This window comes from Enterococcus sp. MSG3290 (assembly GCF_050555565.1).
GTDB classification, from domain to species: Bacteria; Bacillota; Bacilli; order Lactobacillales; family Enterococcaceae; genus Enterococcus_B; species Enterococcus_B faecium.
This window is the reverse complement of sequence record NZ_CP187862.1, coordinates 22,468-45,396: the sequence shown is the minus strand read 5'-3', so window position 1 is coordinate 45,396 and position 22,929 is coordinate 22,468. Positions and strand designations below refer to the sequence as shown.

The window sequence follows — 22,929 nt, the reverse complement described above, 5'->3', positions numbered from 1 at the left end:
TGAAAAAATTAATAGCCTTCACCAGTTGAACCAGATACGATTGCTACTCCTGCGCTTGTTCCGATTCTTGTAGCACCAGCTTCGATCATTGCCATTGCTTCTTCTTCGTTATGGATACCGCCGGAAGCTTTGACACCCATTTCTGGTCCTACAGTTTCACGCATCAAACGGACATCCTCTACCTTTGCTCCGCCTGTTGAGAAACCAGTTGATGTTTTGACAAAATCAGCGCCTGCAGCTTTTGCTATTTCGCAAGCTCGGATGATTTCTTCTCTATCTAATAACGATGTTTCAATAATAACTTTGACAAGCGCACGATCTTTTGCTGCTTCAACAACTGCTTCGATATCTTTTTGGACTTGTTGATCATCCTTTGATTTCAAAGCACCGATATTGACGACCATATCGACTTCATCTGCACCGTTATTGATGGCATCTGTTGTTTCAAATGCTTTTGTCTCGGGTGTGTTTGCTCCTAGAGGAAACCCGATTACTGTACATACGGCTACTGGCTCACCTTGTAATTGTTCTTTCGCTAGCGCAACCCATGCTGGATTGATGCAGACAGAATAAAAATGGTATTTTTTTGCTTCTTCGATAATTTGCATCACAGCTTCTTTAGATGCGTCTGCTTTCAAAATAGTATGGTCGATCATTCGGTTTAGTTCCATTTCTTTTCCCCTTTTCTTTAAAACGGTAAAGTCCGCTTTTTTCCTTTATTCTGTGATGATGTCATGAATCAACGTTGGTTTCATTGCCGATTCACCAATTTCAATATTTTTATATAATAATTCAATGACAGAAGTGATTTCTTCGTCGTTACTATAGATCGTCAATAGTGACTCACCTTTTGTCACAGTGTCACCAATTTTTTTATGCAGTTTCAATCCAACAGCGTGATCAATATCTTCTTCTTTGGTTTTACGCCCAGCACCTAGCATCATTGCAGCAATTCCTAATTCATTTGCCACGATTTTTGACACAACTCCGCTTTGTTTAGCAGGAAGCTCCATTGTGTAGCGTGCAGTCAAAATTCGTTCTGGATGTTCCACGATCGCTGGGTCTCCCCCTTGATTTTGGATCATTTCTTTGAATTTTGCTAACGCTTTACCTGATTCCAGAGCTTCTTGAAGCAACGTTCTTGCTTCATCGGTTGTCTTAGCTTTGCCAGCAAGAACAACCATTTGGCTTCCTAAGGCGTAGCACATTTCTACTAGATCTTCTGGACCATTTCCTTGTAATGTTTCGATTGCCTCGACAACTTCTAGACTATTTCCGATAGCTTCGCCAAGAGGTTCTGACATATCTGAGATAACCGCCACTGTTTCTCGGTTAGCCAGTTTCCCAATGCTCGTCATGGTCTTTGCCAGACGTCTTGCATCTTCGATGTTCTTCATGAAAGCACCGTCTCCAGTGGTCACATCCAAAACGATTGCATCTGCTCCTGCCGCGATTTTTTTACTCATAATCGAACTGGCAATCAGCGGAAGAGAATCAACGGTCGCTGTGACGTCACGCAAGGCATACAATTTTTTGTCCGCCGGTGCCAAGTTTCCTGATTGACCAATTACCGCTACTTTACTTTCATTAACAATGCGTACAAATTCTTCATCCGAAAGCTCGATCTGAAATCCGGGAATTGCTTCTAGCTTGTCTAGTGTACCACCTGTGTAACCTAGACCGCGTCCAGACATTTTAGCCACTGTCACTCCGACACTAGCTACTAGGGGGGCTAAAATCAATGTGGTCGTGTCACCAACGCCACCTGTCGAATGCTTATCTACCTTTATTCCTTCAAGAGAACTCAAATCGATGACATCACCAGAATTAGCAATCGCCAATGTTAAGTTCGTGATTTCTTCATTTGTCATGTCTTGATAAAAAATTGCCATCAATAATGCACTGACTTGATAATCTGGAATCTTTCCATTCGTATAGTTTGTGACGATGTACTCGATTTCCTCTTTCGACAGCTCGTTTCCATCCCTCTTTTTTTCAATCAGATCCACCATTCGCATTGCCTGATCCTCCTTGTCTTCATTCGGTATTATACATTATTTTTAGGAAAGGTAAACCACTTTAGTAAACTGGTTTACTAAAAATAAAAAAAGCACTAACTCGCCTTTGTAAATGCTTACATAAGCAATATACCGCCGAGTTAGCCCTTTGTCAATACTTTTACGCTCTCACGAATAATTAATTTTGTTTCGAACACTTTGTTCGGAACTTTTCTTTGAGGAAATTCGATCGTATCGATCAGGAAACGTGCAGCATAAAATCCAATATCAAAACTTGGCTGCTGCACTGTCGTCAATTGCGGAATCATGTATTCTGACAGCTTTAATCCATCGAATCCTATGACTGAGATATCTTCTGGGATTTTTTTGCCCAATTCATCGATTGCCTGATAGCATCCGATCGCCATGGCATCATTCCCGCAAAAAATAGCCGTGATATCTTTATGTTTGAGTAATTTTTTTGATGCAGTATATCCACCTTGAACAGTCAACTCTCCATGTTCAACAAATTTCCCATTAAAAGGCAGGCCATGATCTTTCAGCGCATGACGATATCCGTTGAAACGTTCTTCTAATTGATAGTATCCAGTGGTTTCCTTCAGCATGCCGATCTTCGTATGGCCACTTTCAATAAACAGCGAAACAGCTTGATAGGCGCCCTCATATTCCTTTACGATAAGCCGTCCGTTATCCCGACGATTCAATCCGCGATCGATTAAAATGATTGGCATTTTTTGATAAAATCCGCTGTCTAATGCGTATTTCTCAGGTAAAATATTTGGTGTGGCCAGCAAGATTCCGTCCACTGAGCGGTGGGAAAGCTCTTGTAAATACTTGATCTCATTTTCTTGGCTATGACGAGAATTGCATAACATGATCACATAGCCCAAAGGATTCAAATAGCTCTCTACACCTTCGATCAGTTTGGAGAAGAAGAAATCAGTGACATCAGGGACGATCATTCCGATGGTCTTTGAATGTCGATTGATCACATTTGAAGCGAAATAATCGGGTTTATAATGATGTTCATTCACGATCGACAACACTTTTTTTCTTGTCTTATCACTAAATCTGCTTCCTTTGTTATTCAAAATCTGTGAGACAGTTGTTACTGATACGCCTGCCATTTCTGCGATATCTCTGATGGTCAGCTTCATCCTATTGGCTCCCTTCTATCTAAATTCCCTATCAGTGTACCAAAACCCCCAAGAAAAGAATAGAGAAAAAAGGAAAGTATGTTTTTTGATAAAAATCTCCTTTATCTACCAACTTGGCAGCCTTCTATACAAGTTCTGTATCTTATTTATTTTATCGTAAAAAAACATGATTCTGCTACTTCTTTTTTAAGAAAAGATAGTTCCTTGATTAAAAAAGTCATCAATAAAAAAGAACTGATGCGTACCATATATGTAATATGTACGCCCAGTTCCACTCTTTCGTCGCTCCACTATTTTTCAGCTAGTTATTCTTTCACACTTTTGATGATATAATATCCTTTATCTTTTGTGACGATTTCTGCATTACCAAATGTTTCTTCCATTTTCTTTTGCGCACTCGGCGCTCCTTGTTTCTTCTGGATCACAATTGTCAGTGTACCGCCCTTCTTCAACCGAGGATATGCGCCTGTCAAAATTTCATGTACAACTTTTTTTCCAGCACGGATCGGCGGATTGCTTACGATAGCTGCATAGGTTTCTTCATGAACTGCTTCATAGATATTCGATTGATGGATATCAACATGTTCGATTTGGTTACGCTTTGCGTTTCCTTGTGCTAGACTTACCGCTCGTTCATTAATGTCGACCATTTCAACAAACCGCTGTGTCGCAAATGCCAAAGCTAACCCAATCGGTCCATACCCGCATCCCACATCTAAGATCTTTCCTTCATCAGGTAACTCTTCCCAATCGAAAGCATCAATCAGGACACGTGAACCATAATCCACTGTTTCACGTGAAAATACACCAGAATCTGTTACAAATTGAAAGGTTCTGCCTTTTAACTCAAAAGCCCATTGTTCAAAATCGTGCGCCGTATCTGGGCGTTCAGAATAGTAATGATTTGTCATGTCTTCCATCCTTCTCATTTCTTTCATGACAACAGTCTATCCTTTTATGTATCCGTGCGCAAGTCAAGAATAAGACTCCGTTTCTTTCTATTATAAAGATTATACAAAAAGATCGGCAATCTCTCTTAAGTGGTGGGGTTTGCGTTTATTTTGTGTTAAAATAGTTCCATTGATGGGAGAACGCAGGAGGCTAATATGAATGATCCAATGAACTACTACCGTGTGGCAAGAGAAGAATGGCGAGAATTTTATCGTAATGGGCAAGCACCTTTGACACAAGATGAACTAGATAATATCAAAAGTTTGAATGACCGCATTTCCATGCAGGATGTTCGAGATATCTATGTACCTCTTGCTCATCTGATTTATCTTTATATGAAAGAATTTGAATCTTTGTTCTTGAGTAAAGGTTTATTTCTTCATAAATACGTAGAAGTACCGCCTTTTATTATCGGGATCGCCGGAAGTGTAGCCGTTGGAAAAAGTACAACAGCCAGACTGCTGCAGACGATTTTGTCTCGTACCTTCAAACGAAGAAACGTTCAGCTGATCACGACTGACGGATTTCTTTATCCAAATCGTATATTAAAAGAGCGTGGAATCATGGACCGTAAAGGATTTCCTGAAAGTTATGATATGGAGATGCTGATCGATTTCTTGAACCGTGTAAAATCTGGTCAGGAAGAGATAAAAGTACCTGTTTACTCACATGATGTGTATGATATCATTCCAGACAAGTACGAATTGATCCAGCAACCTGATATCTTGATCGTTGAGGGGATCAATACGCTTCAATTACCTGCGAATCAGCAAATCTACGTCAGCGACTTTTTTGATTTTTCTGTCTATGTCGATGCCGATCCCGTGCTGATCGAAAAATGGTATTTGGATCGTTTTGGTGCGTTACTGGATACGGCTTTCCAAAATCCAGAGAATTATTATTATCGTTTTGCTATCGGAGATCGTGAAGAAGCCTTTAAAATGGCAAAAGATGTATGGAAAAATGTGAATTTGAAAAATTTACAGGAATATATCTTGCCTACACGAGGAAGAGCCGATATAATTCTCCATAAAACTGAAAATCATATCATCGATTCGATTTTCATGCGAAAATATTAGCATTTTAAAATAGTTTGACTATTTTGAGATAAAATTTAAAGGGATAGGGGTAATAAATTTGACAAACGTTGCCGATATGACGAACGTTGAAAAGATTATCGTATTAGACTACGGTAGTCAGTATAACCAATTGATCACAAGACGTATTCGTGATCTTGGAGTCTTTTCCGAATTATTGAGCCACCGCATTACTGCAGAAGAAGTAAAAGCGATGAATCCAAAGGGAATCATTCTTTCTGGCGGACCAAACAGTGTATATGATGAGAATGCATTTGGGATCGATCCTGAGATCTTCAATTTAGGTATTCCTGTATTAGGGATTTGCTATGGTATGCAATTGATCACGTACAAACTTGGCGGTTCCGTAGAGCCTGCTAAAAACCGCGAATATGGGAAAGCCTTGTTAGAAGTAACAAGCGATCAAGCTGTCTTGTTTAAAGAAACACCAAAACAACAAACAGTATGGATGAGCCATGGTGACTTGGTAACTAAAGTTCCTGAAGGCTTTGAAACAGTCGGAACAAGCAAAGATTGTCCGATTGCTTCTATCCAAGACACAACACGTAATTTTTATGGTATCCAATTCCATGCAGAAGTACGTCATTCCGAATACGGAATCGAATTGCTGCGCCACTTTGCCTTTGATGTTTGTCACTGTGAAGGTAACTGGACAATGGATAACTTTATCGATATGCAAGTAGAAAAAATCCGTGAACAAGTTGGTGACAAAAAAGTCTTGCTTGGTCTTTCAGGTGGCGTTGATTCTAGTGTCGTTGGGGTTCTTTTACAAAAAGCGATCGGTGACCAATTGACATCTATCTTTGTTGACCACGGTCTGCTACGCAAAGGCGAAGCGGAACAAGTAATGGAAAGTCTAGGCGGAAAATTCGGCTTGAACATCATCAAAGTCGATGCAAGAGATCGCTTCTTAGACAAGTTGAAAGGTGTATCTGACCCAGAACAAAAACGTAAAATCATTGGGAATGAATTCGTATATGTTTTTGATGATGAAGCAACAAAACTTGCTGGTGAAGAAGGCGTCTCTTTCTTAGCACAAGGAACGTTGTATACTGACGTTATCGAATCTGGTACAGAAACAGCACAGACGATCAAATCTCACCATAATGTAGGCGGACTGCCAGAAGATATGCAATTTGAATTGATCGAACCATTAAACACATTATTCAAAGACGAAGTCCGTGAATTAGGGACTCAGTTAGGCATGCCTGATTCAATCGTTTGGCGTCAGCCATTCCCTGGTCCTGGTCTTGGTATTCGTGTTCTTGGCGAAATCACTGAAGACAAGCTAGAAATCGTACGCGAATCTGATGCTATCTTGCGTGAAGAAATCGCAGCTGCTGGACTTGACCGTGATATCTGGCAATATTTCACTGTTCTTCCAGGGATCCGTTCTGTCGGTGTTATGGGTGACGGACGTACTTACGACTACACAGTCGGTATCCGTGCTGTAACTTCAATCGACGGAATGACCGCTGACTTTGCCCGTATCCCATGGGAAGTCTTGCAAAAAATCTCTGTACGTATCGTAAACGAAGTAGCCCACGTCAACCGTATCGTGTATGACATCACTTCTAAACCACCAGCAACAGTGGAGTGGGAATAGAATAAAATTAGCTAACAAACCCTTGGTATTAAAGAGTTTGTTAGCTTTTTTCTTTGTCGCTGGTATCCAATTTGGTAGCCATATTACTTTTTCTCGTTCAATTCACTTCGTTTAAAGTTCTGATTTCCGCCCCATTTAGATAAACTTTCAGTTGCTGTTTGGATGTTTATTCCCCCTGTTAGTTGATTAGCTATTTCATCATCAACATTTGGATAGAGATGGCTATATACACTCAAGGTAATTTGAATATCTGAATGTCCTAATCGTTGTTTGATAATCAAAGGGTTTGCTTGTTCTTTTTATATTCACCTTATTTAGTGAAAAGTAAAAGAGTTTGACCGGAGTGGATAATCATTTGGCATAAAGATTGACGGGTGAATAGTCGCCAATTACGACAGTGGCTAGGATATTGAACCGACTGAGAAGCGGGTGAAAAGGCGTTCCTTGTTGTTCTACTACTTATAACTACCCCTGTGTTATAATTATTTCAAAAGCAACAGGAGGTGAGAGAACTAATGGGAGAATTTATTTCACAAGTTTTATCTGCGTTAGTTCAATTTGGTGTAATCTGGTTAATCTTGAAGATTTTCTGGACTATTAGAGAAAAACCAATGGGTGGTCAATTTGCTGACTATCTTGGATTTAAGGCACCGAAAGGAAATATAAACAAGATTTTGGGGTACAGTGTGGGCTCATTGCTTGCTTTTTGTGCCGTTGGATTTTTGATATTGAAAGCATTACCTGATCCATCAATTCTCGCGAATGGGAAGTTTACGGTGCTCAATGTATGGACTACACTTTCAATCCTTGTGTATGCGTTCATCCAAACGTCACTGACCGAAGAATTATTGTTCCGTGGTTTCTTAGCAAAACGGTTCATCGTAAAGTTTGGGTTTATAAAGGGGAATTTGATACAAGCAATATTATTTGGAATTCTTCATGTTGCTCTACTTGTAAGTGCAGGGCTAAATGTTTTTGTCATTGTTTTGATTGGGATATTTACTGGAGTTATTGGTTACATTCTTTGTTGGATTGATGAGAAACTTGCTTTAGGCTCTATCTATCCAAGTTGGATTATCCACGGATTATCAAATGTCGTGAGCTCATTAATGATTATTTTTGTTTTGAAATAACAATAACGAGATTGTTATAGGACTGCTTAACAGTCTCTTTTAGTACAAGGATTTTGTACTAGATTAACTACTTCCCACCATCTCGGTGTTTTTAGTTCATAGATAAGATTTAAATTCCTATTTCAAAACGAATAACGAACGAATGTTATCTTATTAAATCACTGGTAGCTATTTTGGTAGCCATTCATAATATTTAAGTAATATATTTCAAATCCAAACTCTCTTAAACGTTGATACTAAAGGATTCCAGTTTCAATTTTTCAACAAATCTTTCGAGTGGGAATAATAAAAGAAACCGTGAATCCTTTGATAATTAAGGGATTCGCGGTTCTTTTTTTATTTTTGTAACCAACCTTCTATCGTGACAGAATGGAACTAAAAATGTTTCAAAAACGAACAAAGGTGTTAAAAGGTAAAGTGATCAATACTACTGGTCAAAATAAGAGGTTGAAAGGGAATTGAAAAATAACTACAGATAATACTTTTATAAACGTACGTGCTTTGTGGTTCTGTAGTTAACTATATAACTGGAATTAGGGAATGGTATCAATTTGAAAAGAAAGATTCTACCAATTTATCATATGTTAAAAATGGAAAATCAACAGCAGTTCTTTCGGAAACCTTACACAAAAACCGATTATTGAAAATAGCCGAAAAACGTTTTTCGGCTATTTTTTTAATTAAGTTTCCTTCTTCTTACCTTTTCCCACTATTCCGTTTCACATCTTTGATGATCTTCAGCGCACGTTTTCGTGTTTTGATATTTGGACTTTTCAAGCGGCGGTATGCACTTGAGATATCTGTTTTTTCCATATGGACGACCCACTTTCTTCTTTGATTGTAGTCATGCTAAAAAACACAAATCGAAACAATTACGATTTGTGTTTTAAATGGTATCAAAAGTTAAAAAGAAAGTCAACTTGTTAAAACAGTCGATCAGACTAGCTGATTGACTCCTATCTCTAGAAATAAATTTTCATTATTACGTTTTAGCTACCTAAAAAAGGCCCTCTTGTCCGTTAACTTTAATATCTATTGTTATAGCTAGTTTACCTATTGAACGTACTGTTTGTTCGATAGAACACTAAAAAAGAGGCTGGGACAGAAGCGTTTAACTCCAAGAAATAAGAAGAAATTCACGAAAATTGCTTTTCAAATTTTTGTGAATTTCTTCTTATTTCCGAAGGAGTTGCTTCTGCTTCCGCCGTTTATACGTGTTTAGAGCGTGAGACAAAAGTGTTCTTTACTTTTGTCCCACGCTCTTTTAAACTATTTCGAAGTACTAAACTTATGAAGTAAGAATACCTAAGCCAGAGCCAATGTGCTCGCCTGCAAGCAATTGTTTTTTTGCTTGTCGCTGTAAACTCGTACTTTCTGGATAATCATGTATTTGGGCATCTACTCGTCCAAAGATCCAAGGGACTCCACTATCGTCCTGTTTATCAACTGATAATAATCGATAATCGGCTGCAAAAAGACAGATTTTTGACTCTTTTTTCAACCATTTAGTAAGATTGGGTGATAGTAACCAAGTATCTGTGTACATCACTTGGTAATGGTAATCAGGAAAATAAAGTTCAAAAAAACGAATGGCACTTTCGTAACTATCTCTTATCTTATTCTGAGATAAATCTGCATCGGAAGGAATATGAAGAGAAAGGCACTGCTTTCCTTCTAATCTTAGATCCGTGTACCCTTTCGGAAAATATGTCATTTCGTACTCCAATTCACCAATCCGAAAGATCAAGCCACTAGTGTAATGCCAAATCCAAAAACCACGGTCAAAGCGATAGCTTCCTGTTACTTGGAAATGTTCATGAATAAATCTAGTAAAAGCATTCATTGTTGCCAAATAGATAGTTCTTGGAATCTTCAATGGTTGATAAATTTTTTTCCAACTTTGAGAAGCTGCATATAGATAAATAGCTAATGCTGCAAAAGGTTCCTCTTCATAGACTTTGTCTATTTTCTTTGCAGTCGCCTTTGCTTTATTAGGATCCATTAGTTCATGACTATATTGCTCAAACACCTCATCAAGGATGTTTTTTGCTTGTACAATCATTTGCTCTATAACGACTTTGGGAAGAGTTAAAGTTTCTGCCAGAATTTGGATTTCATTGCTTATTTTCTTCATCAAATTTCCCCTTTTCATATCTTTGAACCTCATTGTTTAAATGACTGATTATCCGGACACCATATGGTATAAACATACTTTTATTGTACACTAACTATAAAACTTAAACTTTCTATGAAGAAAGAATATCTGTAAGACTTTCAAGGAAAGCATTGACCATCTCAGGAAAGTTTATTCAGTTACCATCATAAACAAAATTTTTTGAAAGTTCCTTTCCACATTTTTGTGTGAATTTGACTTAATGCTGAGAATCTGGCTTTTGAACACCTTGAATTAGAGGTTGTGACAAAAATCTTGTCATAACCTCTTTTGGCACATATATTTGTCCTTCTATTCTAATTTTTGACGAACAACCGTTAAATAATGTTGCAAACCAACCGTCATTACCCACGCAACACCTAAACCGATGAAACTTCCTATGACGATCCCTAAAAAACGATATTCGATCAAAGAAATCAAGTATGCTCCACGAATAAGTGTAGATAGCATCAACGCCATCGGATTAAGAAAAATATTAGCAACTGCATAATTTCTAGCAACTAGAAATTGTGCGATTCCATATAGAAAAGTGATCAGAAAAATGGTCTGCAACTGCGTAAACGGCACAAATGACAAGAATGCCGACACACATAGCCCACCCATCGATCCAATCAGATATTGGACTTGTCGATGCTTCATCGCATCCAAGTTTTCTGCTAGCAAAATCGATGCACATGACAAGGTCAACCAATAAGGATTATGCAGATTCAAGCCGTGACTGACATAAACGGAAAGAAATAAGGCAGCGCTGTAGAAAACAGAATCAATGATCACTAAAGGCTCTTCGTGAAATCTATCTTTTAAAGTTGCTTTTTCAATTGTCTGCTCAGGCCGTGAATCCAGTAATTTTGTAATCACTGCCGCAATCAGTGCAAAAACGACGCCCATAAAAAAATAAAGTGAGACGATTGGCAATTGGACGATCGGCAGCTGCATACTCGTTCCCATGGCAGAAAGCATCGCAAAAAACAAGCCACCTGGTTTAGAAATATGGAATAATCGCAACACGAATCTGCTGGAAAAAGCAACCAAAGCTACGGCAAATGGTTCAAGCCATAAAACATAAGTCGATAAGATCCCCAAAACGAAAGCAACCAACAGTCCACAACCGATCAAAAACATACGTTTCAACAAAGATTTCATCGGTATGTTTTGATAATAGAAAAAAGTAAAGATTCCTAATGATGAAAAACTTGAAATCAAAAAGTCATGATTTATGTAACCTAACCATAATACGATAAAGATAAGTAGCATCAGGTTCATGATACGAAAAGGATTATCTTGTATTTTATTGAAACGAAAATAAGTCTTGAACAATCTATCCCTCCTTCCTAGTAATTGGAAAAAAAGCTGAACCAAGATGAAATGTCAGCTTCTTTTATCAGCATTACCTAGTATAACAACTATTTCTTGATTTTTCATAAACTTAGTATCAAAAAGTAAACAACTTGGAGAAATTAGAACAAAACACGAACATTCCGAGTCGTTTTGACATAAAAAAGATAGCAAGTTTTCCAAGCAACTCGCTACCTTATCTTTTTTTATTAAAAACCGAATGAATCGTATCTAAGAGCGTATATTCTTCTCTTTTATGCACTGGATTTTTCTCCTGTCCTTTGTCTCATATCAAGAAGCTGGTGCATAGTCTCTAAATCATTCATCGCGCCGGTAAATAAGGGCCAAGCATCCACCCCATCTTGTTTCTTTCTAGGAATAATATGGAAATGAAGGTGAGAGACATGTTCTTCTACTGTCTCATCTTCTGCTTTGATCAAATTGACGCCATCAAAACCGCAATTTTCGACACAATGAAGAGAAACTGATCGAATGACGTTCATCAATTCGATAAATAGTTCTTGCTCGCAATCAATTAAATTGACCCGATGTTTTTTGACTAGAGCGATCATATGACCATCGACATCTCCTGCGTTATCTAAAAACACAAGAATATTTTCACTCTCAACTATTTTTCTTCGGTGTAATCTTCCATTCACTATTTTACAAAATAAACAATCCTCCAATTCATCCACCCCTTTGTGGACTAAGAAGGGGTAAGACTTCTCTGTCTTCCCCTTGCTTTTACCAAAATATCGATTAACTATCATGTTTGATCACCTGACTTTCGGTGCTCAGTCAAACTGCAGATCTCACAATTTTCGATACGCTTCTAATTCCTTTTGATTCCCGTATACAAAATGTCCGGGGCGTACTTCCTCGAAAACCGGACCGTCTTTTGTATAATCGTGTATGCTAGGATCATACACATGCAATTTTCTTTTCCTTGCTAAAATAGGATCTGGTATGGGCACAGCTGAAAGCAATGCCTTTGTATATGGATGAAGCGGATGGTTGAATAACTCTTCCGTTTCAGCTAGTTCTAAAATATGTCCTTGTCTGATCACAGCGATCCTATCTGAAATAAAACGTACGACTGATAGATCATGAGCGACAAAAAGATATGTCACTTCTCGTTTTTTTTGTGCATCTTTCAGTAAGTTCAACACTTGCGCACGGATCGAAACATCTAAAGCAGAGATTGGTTCGTCCGCTACGACTAATTCAGGTTCCATCACTAATGCACGAGCGATTCCGATCCGTTGTCTTTGACCGCCGGAAAATTCGTGAGGATAGCGGTACATATGCTCTGGAAGTAGTCCGACTTCTTTGATGATTTTTGCCACCTTTTCCAAACGTTCTTCTTCCGAGTGGAAAAGGTTAAAATTATAGAGGCCTTCTGAGATAATATATTCTACTGTTGCCCGTTCGTTCAACGATGCGGATGGGTCTTGGAATATCATTTGGATCTTACGGATTTTTTCTGCTTGTTCTTTTTTCGACAAGGGACCATTGATCTTTTTCCCTTCAAAGAGAATATCCCCTTTGCTTGTCGGATTTAATCCAATGATTGCTCTGCCAATCGTCGTTTTGCCTGAACCAGATTCTCCTACGAGAGAGAACGTTTCTCCTTTATAAATATCAAAGTTGGCGTCTTGGACAGCTATGAATTTGCTTTTTCCTTCTCCAAAAGTGATTTCTAAATCTTTTACAGTTAACAAAGTTTTTTTATCAGCTGACAACTTGCTTCCCCCCGTCTTGTTCTTCACTATCCAATTCTGCAGCCAAAGCAATCATTTTTTCATGAAGATTTTCGATTTGTTTTGGTTTAAGTACTTTCGGTGCACGAGGATCCAGCAGCCAAGTCTTCGCAAAATGGGTTTCGGATACTTGGAACATAGGCGGTTCACTAGTAAAATCGACCTTCATCGCATAGGCGCTGCGAGGCGCAAAAGCATCTCCTTGGATATCTTTATATAAAGAAGGTGGTGTTCCTGGTACAGAGTAAAGCACATCTCCTTTTTGTGCTAATTGTGGTAAAGAAGAAAGCAAGCTCCATGTATAGGGATGTTTTGGATCATAAAAAATTTCTTCAACTGTTCCGCTTTCGATGATCTGTCCAGCATACATAACAGCTACTTTGTCTGCTATAGCCGCGACAACGCCCAAATCATGGGTGATAAAAATCGTTGTGAATTGATATTCTTCCTGAAGCTCTTTGATTAGTTCCAAGATTTGTGCCTGGATCGTTACATCCAAAGCGGTTGTCGGTTCATCACAAATCAAGATTTTAGGTCGGCAAGCCAATGCAATAGCAATGACGATCCGTTGTCTCATCCCACCAGAGTATTGAAAAGGATATTCATCATATCTTTTTGCCGCATTAGGGATTCCTGTTTTTTCCATCAATTCGACAGCTAAGCGTTTCGCTTCTTTCGCTGATTTCTTCTGGTGTTTGATGATGACTTCTGAGATTTGTGAGCCAATTGTTTTGATAGGATTCAGTGAAGTCATAGGATCTTGGAAGATCGTCGCGATTTCTTTTCCCCGAATATCTTCCCATTCTTCATCCTTTTTCAATTCGCTTAATATCTTGTCTTTATAGCGGATCGTTCCTGAAGTGATATTGCCGTTTTGTTCCAGCATCCCAGTGAATGTTTTTGTCAGAACAGATTTTCCTGATCCTGATTCACCAACGATGGCTAATGTTTCTTTTTCTTTTAGCTCTAATGAGACATTTCTGATCGCTTTTAATTCACGGTGACGAACATGGAAGCTGACCGAGATGTTTTCTACTGATAAAATTGTTTGATTCTCCATTGTTTGCCTCCTAAATATGTGTTCTTGGATCTGCCGCATCTGCAAGAGTTTGTCCTACGATGTATAAAGAAACAGAAACTAACGCCAGTACAGTCACAGGAATCCAGAAAAGATAAGGGTAATTGCTCATGTTATTCGTATATTTTGCGATCAATCGTCCGAGGGAAGGAACATCACTGCTTAACCCAACGCCTAAGAATGAAAGAAAGGTTTCATATGAAATAAACGAAGGTAGCGCTCTAGATACATCTGTAACGATGATAGAAATCAAATAAGGCAGGATATTACGAAAAATCATCCGCAATGTCGGTGTTCCTAGTGTTTTTGAGGCTAAATTATACTCGCGGTCGCGGATGATCATGACTTGTACCCGAATAAAGTAAGCTACGCTCAGCCAGCTCGTCACACACATCGCAAAAATCAAATTCCAAAATCCGGAACCAAACGTATACGAGAGAACGATGACGATCAGTAAAGTTGGCACATTCGAGATGATGTTGTAAATTTCCAACATGAAACGGTCAATTGCTTTAGATGTTCCCCAAATCGCCCCTACTACTACACCAATAACTGTAGTGATCAATGTAGCAATGACACTGATGGAAATCGATGTTTTCGCCCCTGCCCAAACTGCATCGAATAAGGACATGCCGTTAGCATCTGTACCAAACCAAAATTTTGCACTTGGTGGATTATAGCGTTTCGTAAAATCATTGATATCTTTTACATCCATAAATTTATATCCGCTGAATAATGGCTGGATAAAGCTCATCAATAAGACAGCCAGCATCAGTATCAGCATAAAAATCGCTACTTTATTTGAAAAGAATTTACGCATGACCGAACGCCAATACGAATACTTCGGCGTATCAATTTTTTCTGAAGCTAACGAATTCGTTTCTACAAAAATGAATTCGTTCATTTGTTCTGTTTTCACATTTTCCAAGCTATTTTCCTCCTGACGATAGTTTGATTCGCGGATCGACTAATGCCATCGCAATGTCCCCGGCTAAGATTGAAAATACGGATACTGTGGTAAAGACAAAAACGATTGCGATAACTAATGGATTGTTATGGGTAATGATCGCATCAGGTAGCATTTTCCCCATACCTGGTGCAGCAAACACTGTTTCTGTGATCGTCGCCCCAGCGATCGCTCCAATGATACTTCCTGGAATCCCATTGACGATTGGGATAGCGGCATTTTTGAAAATGTGTTTTCTAGCAATTTCTTTCGCGTTCAAACCTTTTGCTTTCGCAAATTTAACATAATCAGAAGACTGTTGGTCGATCATATAACGTCTCAGCCAAATAACGATTCCAGAAACAGACAATAGTCCTAGAATCACTGTTGGTAATATATAGGAGCGAATATCTTGTGCGCCCAATGCTGGGAAGGAATCTGGCAAAGAAAACCAGCTGCTTCCAATAAATCGGAAGAAATAGATAAAGGCTAGACTTGGCACGGAAATCAGCACCGTTACGATAGCGATCCCTGCTTTATCTGGTATCTTTCCTTTGTAACGAGCCATCAACATCGCAGCAGGTATGCCGATTGCATAAGCAATAACAACAGCGATGGCTCCCATACGAAATGATGTACCGATCATCGATGGGTCTTGGTAATTCGTATCTGTGATGACATAATTGTCAGAAAAATATTTTTTGTCTCGTGAAGAGATGTTTTTTGTTTTCTGATATTGACGGAGATAGATATTAGCAGAAGAGCGCGCTGTAAAATCATCATTAAATGTTGTCTCTGTACTTTCTGTTTTCCCTTGTCCTCCTGAAATGATGCTTGTTACCGCTTGTCCGGCAAATGTCGGATATGAAGTGCCTAGATTCAAATGAACGATATTTTGATGGATATAAGGAAATTGTCCATTGAAATAGATTTGGTATTTATATTGTGTTCCCGAACCGACAAGTGCCCAACCGACCAACTCATCGTTTTCGATACGCAGAGAATGTTTTAAGTCAGGATTGCTAGCATCTTTTACTTTCCAAGGGTGATCGATTTGGATCATATTCGCATAGAAATTCACTACGCGTTTTACTAATGGAATATCTTTTGTCGCATAATATTCTTTGCTGATTGGAAATTGTTTGAGCGTCCAACCATTTTTCTTCGCCCAATCTTGGTATTTTTCTTCTAACTGCTCAGAAGAGGCTTTTTCTGATGAACTGCTTCCTACTTCTTTTTTCAGTTCTTTCGACGTGTGGTATTCGATATAACCCATCTTGCTGAAGGCTGTATTCTCATAATCTGCTAGCTCATCTGGTTTTGCCTTTAATTTTCCGTAATTCACATCATTTTGAAATATCGTTTTTCTCGGAACAAGTGAATAGATCACCGCATAGGTTAAGGTAGTTACAAGAAAAATACTAAGTATAGAGCGCAGGACCCTAAATAAAAGGTATCTTTTCACAATTTTCCCTCTCTTTCATCATATAAGTAAAAAAGGCTACAATAGAAATTGAAAGCCTTCTTTACTATTCATTCAGCTAAATTACTTAGAACTTGTTGTTTCTGCTTCTTTCGCAGCTTCTTCTTTTTTCGTTTCCCAAGCTTTCTTCGCTTTGTCGTATTGTTTTGTTGTAACGATATCGCTTTGTACTTCTATATATTTCAGTTTATTTGTAGCAATACCTGTCCAAGCGAATGGCTTGCTAAATGGAACAACATTTGTGACACGCGGCGTACCGCCGTATGCATAGATTGGTACTTGCAAAGCATTATCTAACAACCAAGCTTCTGCATCTGCGTAAGCGGTGTAACGAGCATCTAAATCATCAGTGATAGCAGCAGCTTTATCCAATAATGCGTCGTATTCAGATAAGTTGATTGCTTTTTTCGCAGCAGCTGAAGGATCCGTTCCTTGTACTACGGCAGAAGCTTCTAGTCCAAGTGTTTGGATCATATCTCCTTTGCGTGAATCATAGATATTCAAGTAAGAAGATGGATCAGTGTAGTCTGGGCCCCAACCAGAGGCATTTGTAATGTCAAAGTCGCCAGCTTGTCCCGTCGTTGCTTGATAAGTAGCAGCTAAATATTTATTATCATTTAATAATTGAACATCGACTACTACGTTATCTGATCCTAAAGAAGCTTCCACTGATTTTTTCAAAGATTTGACTATGTTGACACTGATCTCAGAAGTTTCTTCAACCGGCATATCTAAATGGATAGGGAATTGGACACCTTTTGCTTCTAGTTCTGTTTTTGCTTTTTCCATATATTCTTTGGCTTTGTCTGCGTTATAATACCCATCTTGTCCATCAGATAAATCTACATCGCCAAAAGCATCTGAATCCAGTGTTTTTAATTTGCTTGCCACTGTATCACCGTAAGGTTTTCCGCCAATTTCTACAAAATCGGCAGGAACAAGTGTATTACGTAATGCTTTATTGGCTCCTTCTTCTCCTACACTCTGTGCGTTATAGCTTTTCTTATCAAATCCGAATAGAACAGCTAAACGGAAATTGCGGTCTAAAATAGCAGTGTGTGTGTCTTCTTTTTCTTTGTCTGTTGTTTTTGAAGTTGCATCAAATGTACCTCGGTTAAAGTTGAAGGTTAAATTATATGTTGATGCATCTGTTTCAGACCAAGTCACGCCATCGGGATAAGCTTTCGTTACATCTTTATACCCTGGAGAGTTTGGATAAACTCTGGCAGCAGAGAGTTCGCCATTTTCATAAGATTTGAATAACCCATCGGGATCACTTCCATCATTATAGGTCCATTTTACTGTATCTAAATGGACATTTTTAGGATCCCAATACGATTCGTTCTTCGTATATTCGATGACTGATTTAGCTGTGTTGTTTGCAAGGATGAATGGTCCATTATAAAGGATAGAGTCTGGTGTTGGTTTACCGAAATCTTTTCCTTTTGATTTTAGGAACTCTTCATTGATTGGATATAAGATACCGTAAGTCGTTTTTGAGTTCCAGAATGGTTCAGGTTTATTCAATGTGTATTGCAACGTATAGTCATCTACTGCTTTTACCCCAACAGTAGAAAAATCATTCGTTTTACCATCTATATAATCAGATAAGCCTTTGATACTATCTGCCACGATATATAACGTTTCTGATTGTACATCTACCGCGTGTTTCAACCCAGTAACAAAGTCATTTGCTGTCACATCAGCCCCATACTCATTTCCTTCACTATCCACCCAAGGAACACCTTTGCGAAGATGATACGTATAAGTCAAACCATCATCACTGACTTCCCATGACTTGGCCATATCGCCTTTCAGGTTCCCGTATTGGTCATTTTCCAAAAGACCTTCCACAAAGTTAGTATAGTGGTCACTATTCGTTTTACGGGATGAGAATGTGTAATCTAGCGTTTCAAGATCTGTTACATATACAGAACTATATTCTGATACAAGGTCACTTTTCTTTGAAGAGCTAGACCCTTTTGCATTACTCCCGCATGCTCCCAGCATAACTGCACTTACTAGAAGCAAAGCTAAAACTTTTTTCATATAATGTATATCCCCCTCTTATTTATACTGCTTTCACCCTTTTCAACCCCTATTAACCAGATAATTGCGCAACATATTTAATTAATAAATCACCTGAAATAATTAAAAGATAATGAAAGTTATTGAAATAATACATTTGGCATTAGGCAATGTCAAGGTAATTCAGCGAAATAATTCGAATTATCTGAAATTTATATATATAACTACATATGCAATTATCTAACTTTTCATTTTTATCATCAAGAAAATAAAAAAATAAATATTATTAATGTAATAAGCTTAAAACGCATGTATTCGAAAAAAAAGCGTTGAATGACTTATCTTTTCATAATTTTTTCATATATAACATATTCCTTTTTTATACGAAAAATAATATATATATGCATGTAGCTTATATAATTATTAAAAATAATCTTCGAGAGGAAAAAGCGAACGAATAAAAATTACTTAAGTTATACATTTGAATGTTTTCTCATTTTAAACTCATTTAAAAGAAACCGGATTCCCAACAAAAAAAAGCTTTTAATTTTCGTACGATAACTACGCTGGTCCTTAAACTTCATACTTTTTTATGATTTTTCAGCGGTTTTCGATGGTATACTTTTTAAATGGAGGAGATGTCTATGCGGTATGTATCAAAATTTTTATTAGGGATTTATTTATTCTTTGTATTATGGTTGATTTTATTCAAGCTATCATTTAATCTTCCACAATTCCTCACTTATTCTTACAGCAATGTCAATCTCGTTCCTTTTTCTACTTTTTCTTTTGAAAATACGACGGTTTTGCGCGAGACCACTTATAACTTGATTGTCTTTTTTCCTTTTGGGGTGCTTTTGAATGTCAATTTCAAGAGACTTTCTTTTTCTAAAAAATTAGGGATTATATTCCTTGTAAGTTTCTTGGCAGAATTGATTCAATTCCTATTCGGTATTGGCGTAGCGGATATCACTGATGTAATTACTAATACAACAGGAGGTCTGATTGGATTATGGTTCTATCAGCTTTTAAACAAACACCTATCGACAAATAAGTTGGATCGCCTAGCCGTTATTTCGGGGTACATTTTATTGTTATTTCTAATCGTAGCTTTTTTATTTTTGACACGCACTATCCGTCTTCGATAAAATCGTTCGTAAAAAAGGACCGTAATAGACACATTCCAATGTGTATCTATGACGGTCTTTTTATTCAGTCATTGGTTTAAAAAAATCTATTTTCATCTCTAATCTACTATATTATTGCAGCAGGACGACTTGCAGTTTGAAACTGACAGGCTATATTCCCCTTATTTAACAAAAAGGGTTTTTTTTTAGCTTAAAGGCTTAAAATCTTAACATTCTTCCTAGTCAATATCTCAATCTAGAAAGGAATTCCGTCTTAATTTATACCCTACTCAGGTATATTATTTTTCTATAAAAAGCTTGTTTTATAAGTAATTACTTTATATTTTCTATGGTTTTTCTCCTTATTTAGGCTCCCTTTTCCTTGATTCTGCCAGTATATTCTGCCTGATCCTACTTTTTGAAGGCATTTCAAAGGAAAAAAACAGTAGTTTTTAGAAGTAGTAGAGAAATCTGAGACACGGTATTTTCTGTGTCGTTATTTTTTAAGTATAAAATAACAAAATCGTGAAATGAGATATGTTATTTTTTTATTCCAAAAACCACACCGTTTTATACTGTTTGAAAACACGTTAATATTTATTCATTTCTGTTGTATATCTCCTATCAAAAGAAATCTATACGCCCTTCTTTGACTAGTTTTTTATTTTTATCTCTTACGAAGTTATCCACTGTGGAAAAACTAACTATCTATTTTTCGATACACTTTTCTAAAAATTAAATTTTCCACAAATAAAAACACGTTTACAACAGAATCATACTGCTGTAAACATGCTTTTCTTAAATAGATAGAACATCAGATTACATAAAGATGTTTATTTTTTTATTGCTGTGAATAATGTCAAAAATCCTACGACACCAACTACTGTCCAAGTCAAATGACCTTGATCCAAATAAATAAGCATCGTGACAAAACTAGTAATCAGTCCTACATGAATTCTTTTTTGATCCATCTGCATCCCTCTTTGAATACTAGTATCACTCGGATATTTGATCGTTTATTTATTTTTTCTATATTTTTCTCTTAAATTTTAAACACGGATCATTTTACCGATATTGTGATTCGATGGTACGACTTGGGATGATCCAAGCAGCTAGAATCACGATGTTTGCGATCAGCACGGCTACGGGTGCTACTAAATACCCTAAGACAATTCCTAACACATTCAAGCCAATCGATAGATACGATTTCTTGTAATTATTCAACATCGCCTTCAATGCTTTCTCGTGGCCTTTATTTGCTTTGACAAGTTCTTTTGCCAAGATATAATACGCAATATTAGCGGTCAAGGTAACAAAACCATAAGTCATTTCTGGAGCCAGGCTATTGATGTACTCACTGATCCATGAAGTTGCAAACGGAAAAAGCGAAAGCGCAAAAACAAAGAAACTGTTCGCCCATAAGACCCGTCCATTTATCTTATGTACAACTTGAAATAAATGATGATGATTGTTCCAATAAATCGCTAAAATGATAAAACTGACAATATAGATAAAAAATCGGTAACCTAATGCAGCGAGCGCCTCCCACGTATCTCCGTTAGGTTCATGAAGTTCTAAAACTAAAATAGTCATGATAATCGCGATTACAGCATCTGTAAATGCTTCAAGACGATTTTTAGGCATGATATTCTCCTCCTTTTCCGCTCTATTTTAGATGATAAACCAGAGAAAAAGCAATTGTTTGATCATTTAAGTAGATGAAGTAAAAATCAGTCTTCAGTTGGAGGTGTTTTTAAACAATCCCTGTTATACTTTTTCTATAGTAAAGAATGAACAAGAGGAGGGTTTTGTATGCGTCAAAAAAATATGTTCTTAAATATCTTCATGGTTCTTTTAGTGCTAATTGCAGCTAGCTTCGTCATCAGTCTTTTTGTCAGTGTCCTAAGCGGGCTTTTATGGTTTGCGGTCAAAGTTCTAATCCCAATCGCACTTATCATCTGGCTTGTTCGCTGGATCAAAGGAAATACACATAGAAAAAACTATTATTAATGTATGATACCATTCACTTCATTATGATATAACTTACTAAAAAAATAGGGTCGCGATATAAGTTCGCGACCCTATTTGATATATCATATATATTTTTTTTATTTATCCTAATGCCACATCCAAAATCATCATAATGATAAATCCACTCATGACGCCAAAAACTGCAAAATGACGTTTGCTGGACAATGTCTGCTGTGCTTCGGGGATCAATTCTTCCACCACGACATAAATCATTGCTCCTGCGGCAAAAGCAAGTGCATAAGGAAGCAGCAGCTCCACTTTCGTTACTAGTAGCGCTCCAATCACTCCAGCAATTGGTTCAACGATTCCAGAAGCTTGTCCGTAAACAAAAGCCTTTTTACGACTCAGACCTTCTTGTCGCAACGGGATTGATACAGCTGCTCCTTCTGGGAAGTTTTGGATACCAATACCTAGCGCCACCGAAACAGCGGCTAATATAGCGGCTGTCGGATTATCCGCAGTTGCTGCTGCACCGAATGCTACCCCCACGGCTAAACCTTCAGGAATGTTATGCAATGTAATAGAAAAAACAAGCAAGATCGTCCGTTTTAAATGGGTAGGCAATCCTTCTGCTTCATGTTGTGGTCCAAAATGCATATGGGGCAGTGTTTTATCTGCCATATATAAAAACACACCGCCTAAACCAAACCCAATACTTACAACTAGCCAAGCAATATCTCCATTTTCTTCTGCTTTTGTAATAGCCGGATCTAACAAAGACCAAAAACTTGCAGCAATCATGACACCAGAAGCAAATCCTAACATCAAGTTTAGCACTTCTTTTTTGATTTCTTTAAAGAAAAAAACCAACCCGGCACCAAGAGCTGTCATAAAATAAGTAAAAGCTGTCCCAGCAAGTGCTTGCTGCCAAGGTTCAAGTCTCAATAGCCATTCAACCATGCCATTCCCCTCTCTTGAATCTATCTATGTACTACTCTAGCATATTCCCAAAAACATGACTACATTTTTGTGAAAAGACGAATTAGTTGGGATTTTCGATAAAAAG

22 protein-coding genes are annotated in these 22,929 nt (G+C 37.7%); 5 read left to right on the top strand and 17 right to left on the bottom strand.

From position 1 onward, the window contains the following. Positions 1-8: 8 nt before the first annotated feature. The 4 genes from deoC to IGL31_RS00180 all read right to left on the bottom strand — a co-directional run bounded on the left by deoC (position 9) and on the right by IGL31_RS00180 (position 4,086). Entirely contained in the window at positions 9-671 is a 663-nt protein-coding gene (gene deoC, locus IGL31_RS00195; protein ID WP_086299946.1) for a deoxyribose-phosphate aldolase, read from the bottom strand. Positions 672-716: 45 nt separating this feature from the next. After that, on the bottom strand, positions 717-2,018 hold the full coding sequence (locus tag IGL31_RS00190; RefSeq protein ID WP_002289207.1) for a pyrimidine-nucleoside phosphorylase: 1,302 nt from the start codon (positions 2,016-2,018) through the stop codon (positions 717-719). A 140-nt stretch (positions 2,019-2,158) separates the two neighbouring features. Next, the gene (locus tag IGL31_RS00185) at positions 2,159-3,175 is read right to left on the bottom strand and encodes a LacI family DNA-binding transcriptional regulator (protein WP_002291103.1); all 1,017 of its coding nucleotides are present in this window, start codon (positions 3,173-3,175) and stop codon (positions 2,159-2,161) included. A gap of 305 nt (positions 3,176-3,480) precedes the next feature. Next, on the bottom strand, positions 3,481-4,086 hold the full coding sequence (locus tag IGL31_RS00180) for a class I SAM-dependent methyltransferase (RefSeq protein WP_002304012.1): 606 nt from the start codon (positions 4,084-4,086) through the stop codon (positions 3,481-3,483). A 195-nt stretch (positions 4,087-4,281) separates the two neighbouring features. Between IGL31_RS00180 and coaA the strand changes: the two genes are divergently transcribed. Together coaA and guaA are read left to right on the top strand one after the other, a co-directional pair. Next, a complete protein-coding gene (coaA, locus tag IGL31_RS00175) occupies positions 4,282-5,205 on the top strand; it encodes a type I pantothenate kinase (RefSeq protein ID WP_002288627.1) in 924 nt (307 codons plus the stop codon). A gap of 58 nt (positions 5,206-5,263) precedes the next feature. After that, positions 5,264-6,829 (top strand): glutamine-hydrolyzing GMP synthase, encoded by a 1,566-nt coding sequence (gene guaA / locus IGL31_RS00170; RefSeq protein ID WP_002298578.1) that lies wholly within the window; start codon positions 5,264-5,266, stop codon positions 6,827-6,829. Between the two features lie 83 nt (positions 6,830-6,912). Here the strand turns inward: guaA and IGL31_RS00165 are convergent, their stop codons facing one another. Beyond that, positions 6,913-7,110, bottom strand: a complete 198-nt coding sequence (locus IGL31_RS00165) for a hypothetical protein (RefSeq protein ID WP_081156559.1) — start codon at positions 7,108-7,110, stop codon at positions 6,913-6,915. A gap of 234 nt (positions 7,111-7,344) precedes the next feature. Between IGL31_RS00165 and IGL31_RS00160 the strand changes: the two genes are divergently transcribed. Beyond that, positions 7,345-7,962 (top strand): CPBP family intramembrane glutamic endopeptidase, encoded by a 618-nt coding sequence (locus tag IGL31_RS00160; protein ID WP_081156560.1) that lies wholly within the window; start codon positions 7,345-7,347, stop codon positions 7,960-7,962. Positions 7,963-8,658: 696 nt separating this feature from the next. On the opposite strand, the gene IGL31_RS00155 is transcribed toward IGL31_RS00160, so the two are convergent. The 9 genes from IGL31_RS00155 to IGL31_RS00115 form a co-directional block, all read right to left on the bottom strand. After that, positions 8,659-8,775, bottom strand: coding sequence for a putative metal homeostasis protein (locus IGL31_RS00155; RefSeq protein WP_002288644.1), 117 nt, complete (start codon positions 8,773-8,775; stop codon positions 8,659-8,661). Between the two features lie 475 nt (positions 8,776-9,250). After that, positions 9,251-10,129 carry an acyltransferase domain-containing protein gene (locus IGL31_RS00150; RefSeq protein WP_025479233.1) on the bottom strand — a complete coding sequence of 293 codons (879 nt, stop codon included), beginning with the start codon at positions 10,127-10,129 and terminating at the stop codon, positions 9,251-9,253. 297 nt (positions 10,130-10,426) lie between these two features. Then, positions 10,427-11,452, bottom strand: coding sequence for an FUSC family protein (locus IGL31_RS00145; protein ID WP_086299947.1), 1,026 nt, complete (start codon positions 11,450-11,452; stop codon positions 10,427-10,429). Positions 11,453-11,724: 272 nt separating this feature from the next. Beyond that, the gene (locus tag IGL31_RS00140) at positions 11,725-12,156 is read right to left on the bottom strand and encodes an HIT domain-containing protein (RefSeq protein ID WP_025480016.1); all 432 of its coding nucleotides are present in this window, start codon (positions 12,154-12,156) and stop codon (positions 11,725-11,727) included. Positions 12,157-12,282: 126 nt separating this feature from the next. Further along, a complete protein-coding gene (locus IGL31_RS00135) occupies positions 12,283-13,212 on the bottom strand; it encodes an ATP-binding cassette domain-containing protein (protein ID WP_086299948.1) in 930 nt (309 codons plus the stop codon). Next, positions 13,202-14,290: an ABC transporter ATP-binding protein gene (locus IGL31_RS00130; RefSeq protein ID WP_002292656.1), complete on the bottom strand. Its 1,089-nt coding sequence runs from the start codon at positions 14,288-14,290 to the stop codon at positions 13,202-13,204. The genes IGL31_RS00135 and IGL31_RS00130 overlap by 11 nt, the downstream gene beginning before the upstream one ends. Before the next feature lie 10 nt (positions 14,291-14,300). Continuing rightward, positions 14,301-15,212, bottom strand: a complete 912-nt coding sequence (gene oppC, locus IGL31_RS00125; RefSeq protein ID WP_047928056.1) for an oligopeptide ABC transporter permease OppC — start codon at positions 15,210-15,212, stop codon at positions 14,301-14,303. A gap of 25 nt (positions 15,213-15,237) precedes the next feature. Then, a complete protein-coding gene (locus IGL31_RS00120) occupies positions 15,238-16,719 on the bottom strand; it encodes an ABC transporter permease (RefSeq protein ID WP_010723449.1) in 1,482 nt (493 codons plus the stop codon). Between the two features lie 81 nt (positions 16,720-16,800). Continuing rightward, complete coding sequence (locus IGL31_RS00115; RefSeq protein ID WP_086299949.1) at positions 16,801-18,786, bottom strand: peptide ABC transporter substrate-binding protein; 1,986 nt, start codon at positions 18,784-18,786, stop codon at positions 16,801-16,803. Positions 18,787-19,409: 623 nt separating this feature from the next. Between IGL31_RS00115 and IGL31_RS00110 the strand changes: the two genes are divergently transcribed. Then, entirely contained in the window at positions 19,410-19,913 is a 504-nt protein-coding gene (locus tag IGL31_RS00110) for a VanZ family protein (protein ID WP_086299950.1), read from the top strand. A gap of 812 nt (positions 19,914-20,725) precedes the next feature. Here IGL31_RS00110 and IGL31_RS00105 read toward each other — a convergent pair. Beyond that, positions 20,726-20,863, bottom strand: a complete 138-nt coding sequence (locus IGL31_RS00105) for a hypothetical protein (protein WP_002294338.1) — start codon at positions 20,861-20,863, stop codon at positions 20,726-20,728. A gap of 94 nt (positions 20,864-20,957) precedes the next feature. Beyond that, positions 20,958-21,536, bottom strand: coding sequence for a TMEM175 family protein (locus IGL31_RS00100; RefSeq protein WP_002288651.1), 579 nt, complete (start codon positions 21,534-21,536; stop codon positions 20,958-20,960). Between the two features lie 168 nt (positions 21,537-21,704). On the opposite strand from IGL31_RS00100, the gene IGL31_RS00095 reads away from it, so the two are divergent. Beyond that, on the top strand, positions 21,705-21,902 hold the full coding sequence (locus tag IGL31_RS00095; protein WP_002294340.1) for a hypothetical protein: 198 nt from the start codon (positions 21,705-21,707) through the stop codon (positions 21,900-21,902). Between the two features lie 102 nt (positions 21,903-22,004). On the opposite strand, the gene IGL31_RS00090 is transcribed toward IGL31_RS00095, so the two are convergent. Beyond that, entirely contained in the window at positions 22,005-22,823 is an 819-nt protein-coding gene (locus IGL31_RS00090; RefSeq protein ID WP_002294342.1) for a ZIP family metal transporter, read from the bottom strand. Positions 22,824-22,929: the final 106 nt, after the last annotated feature.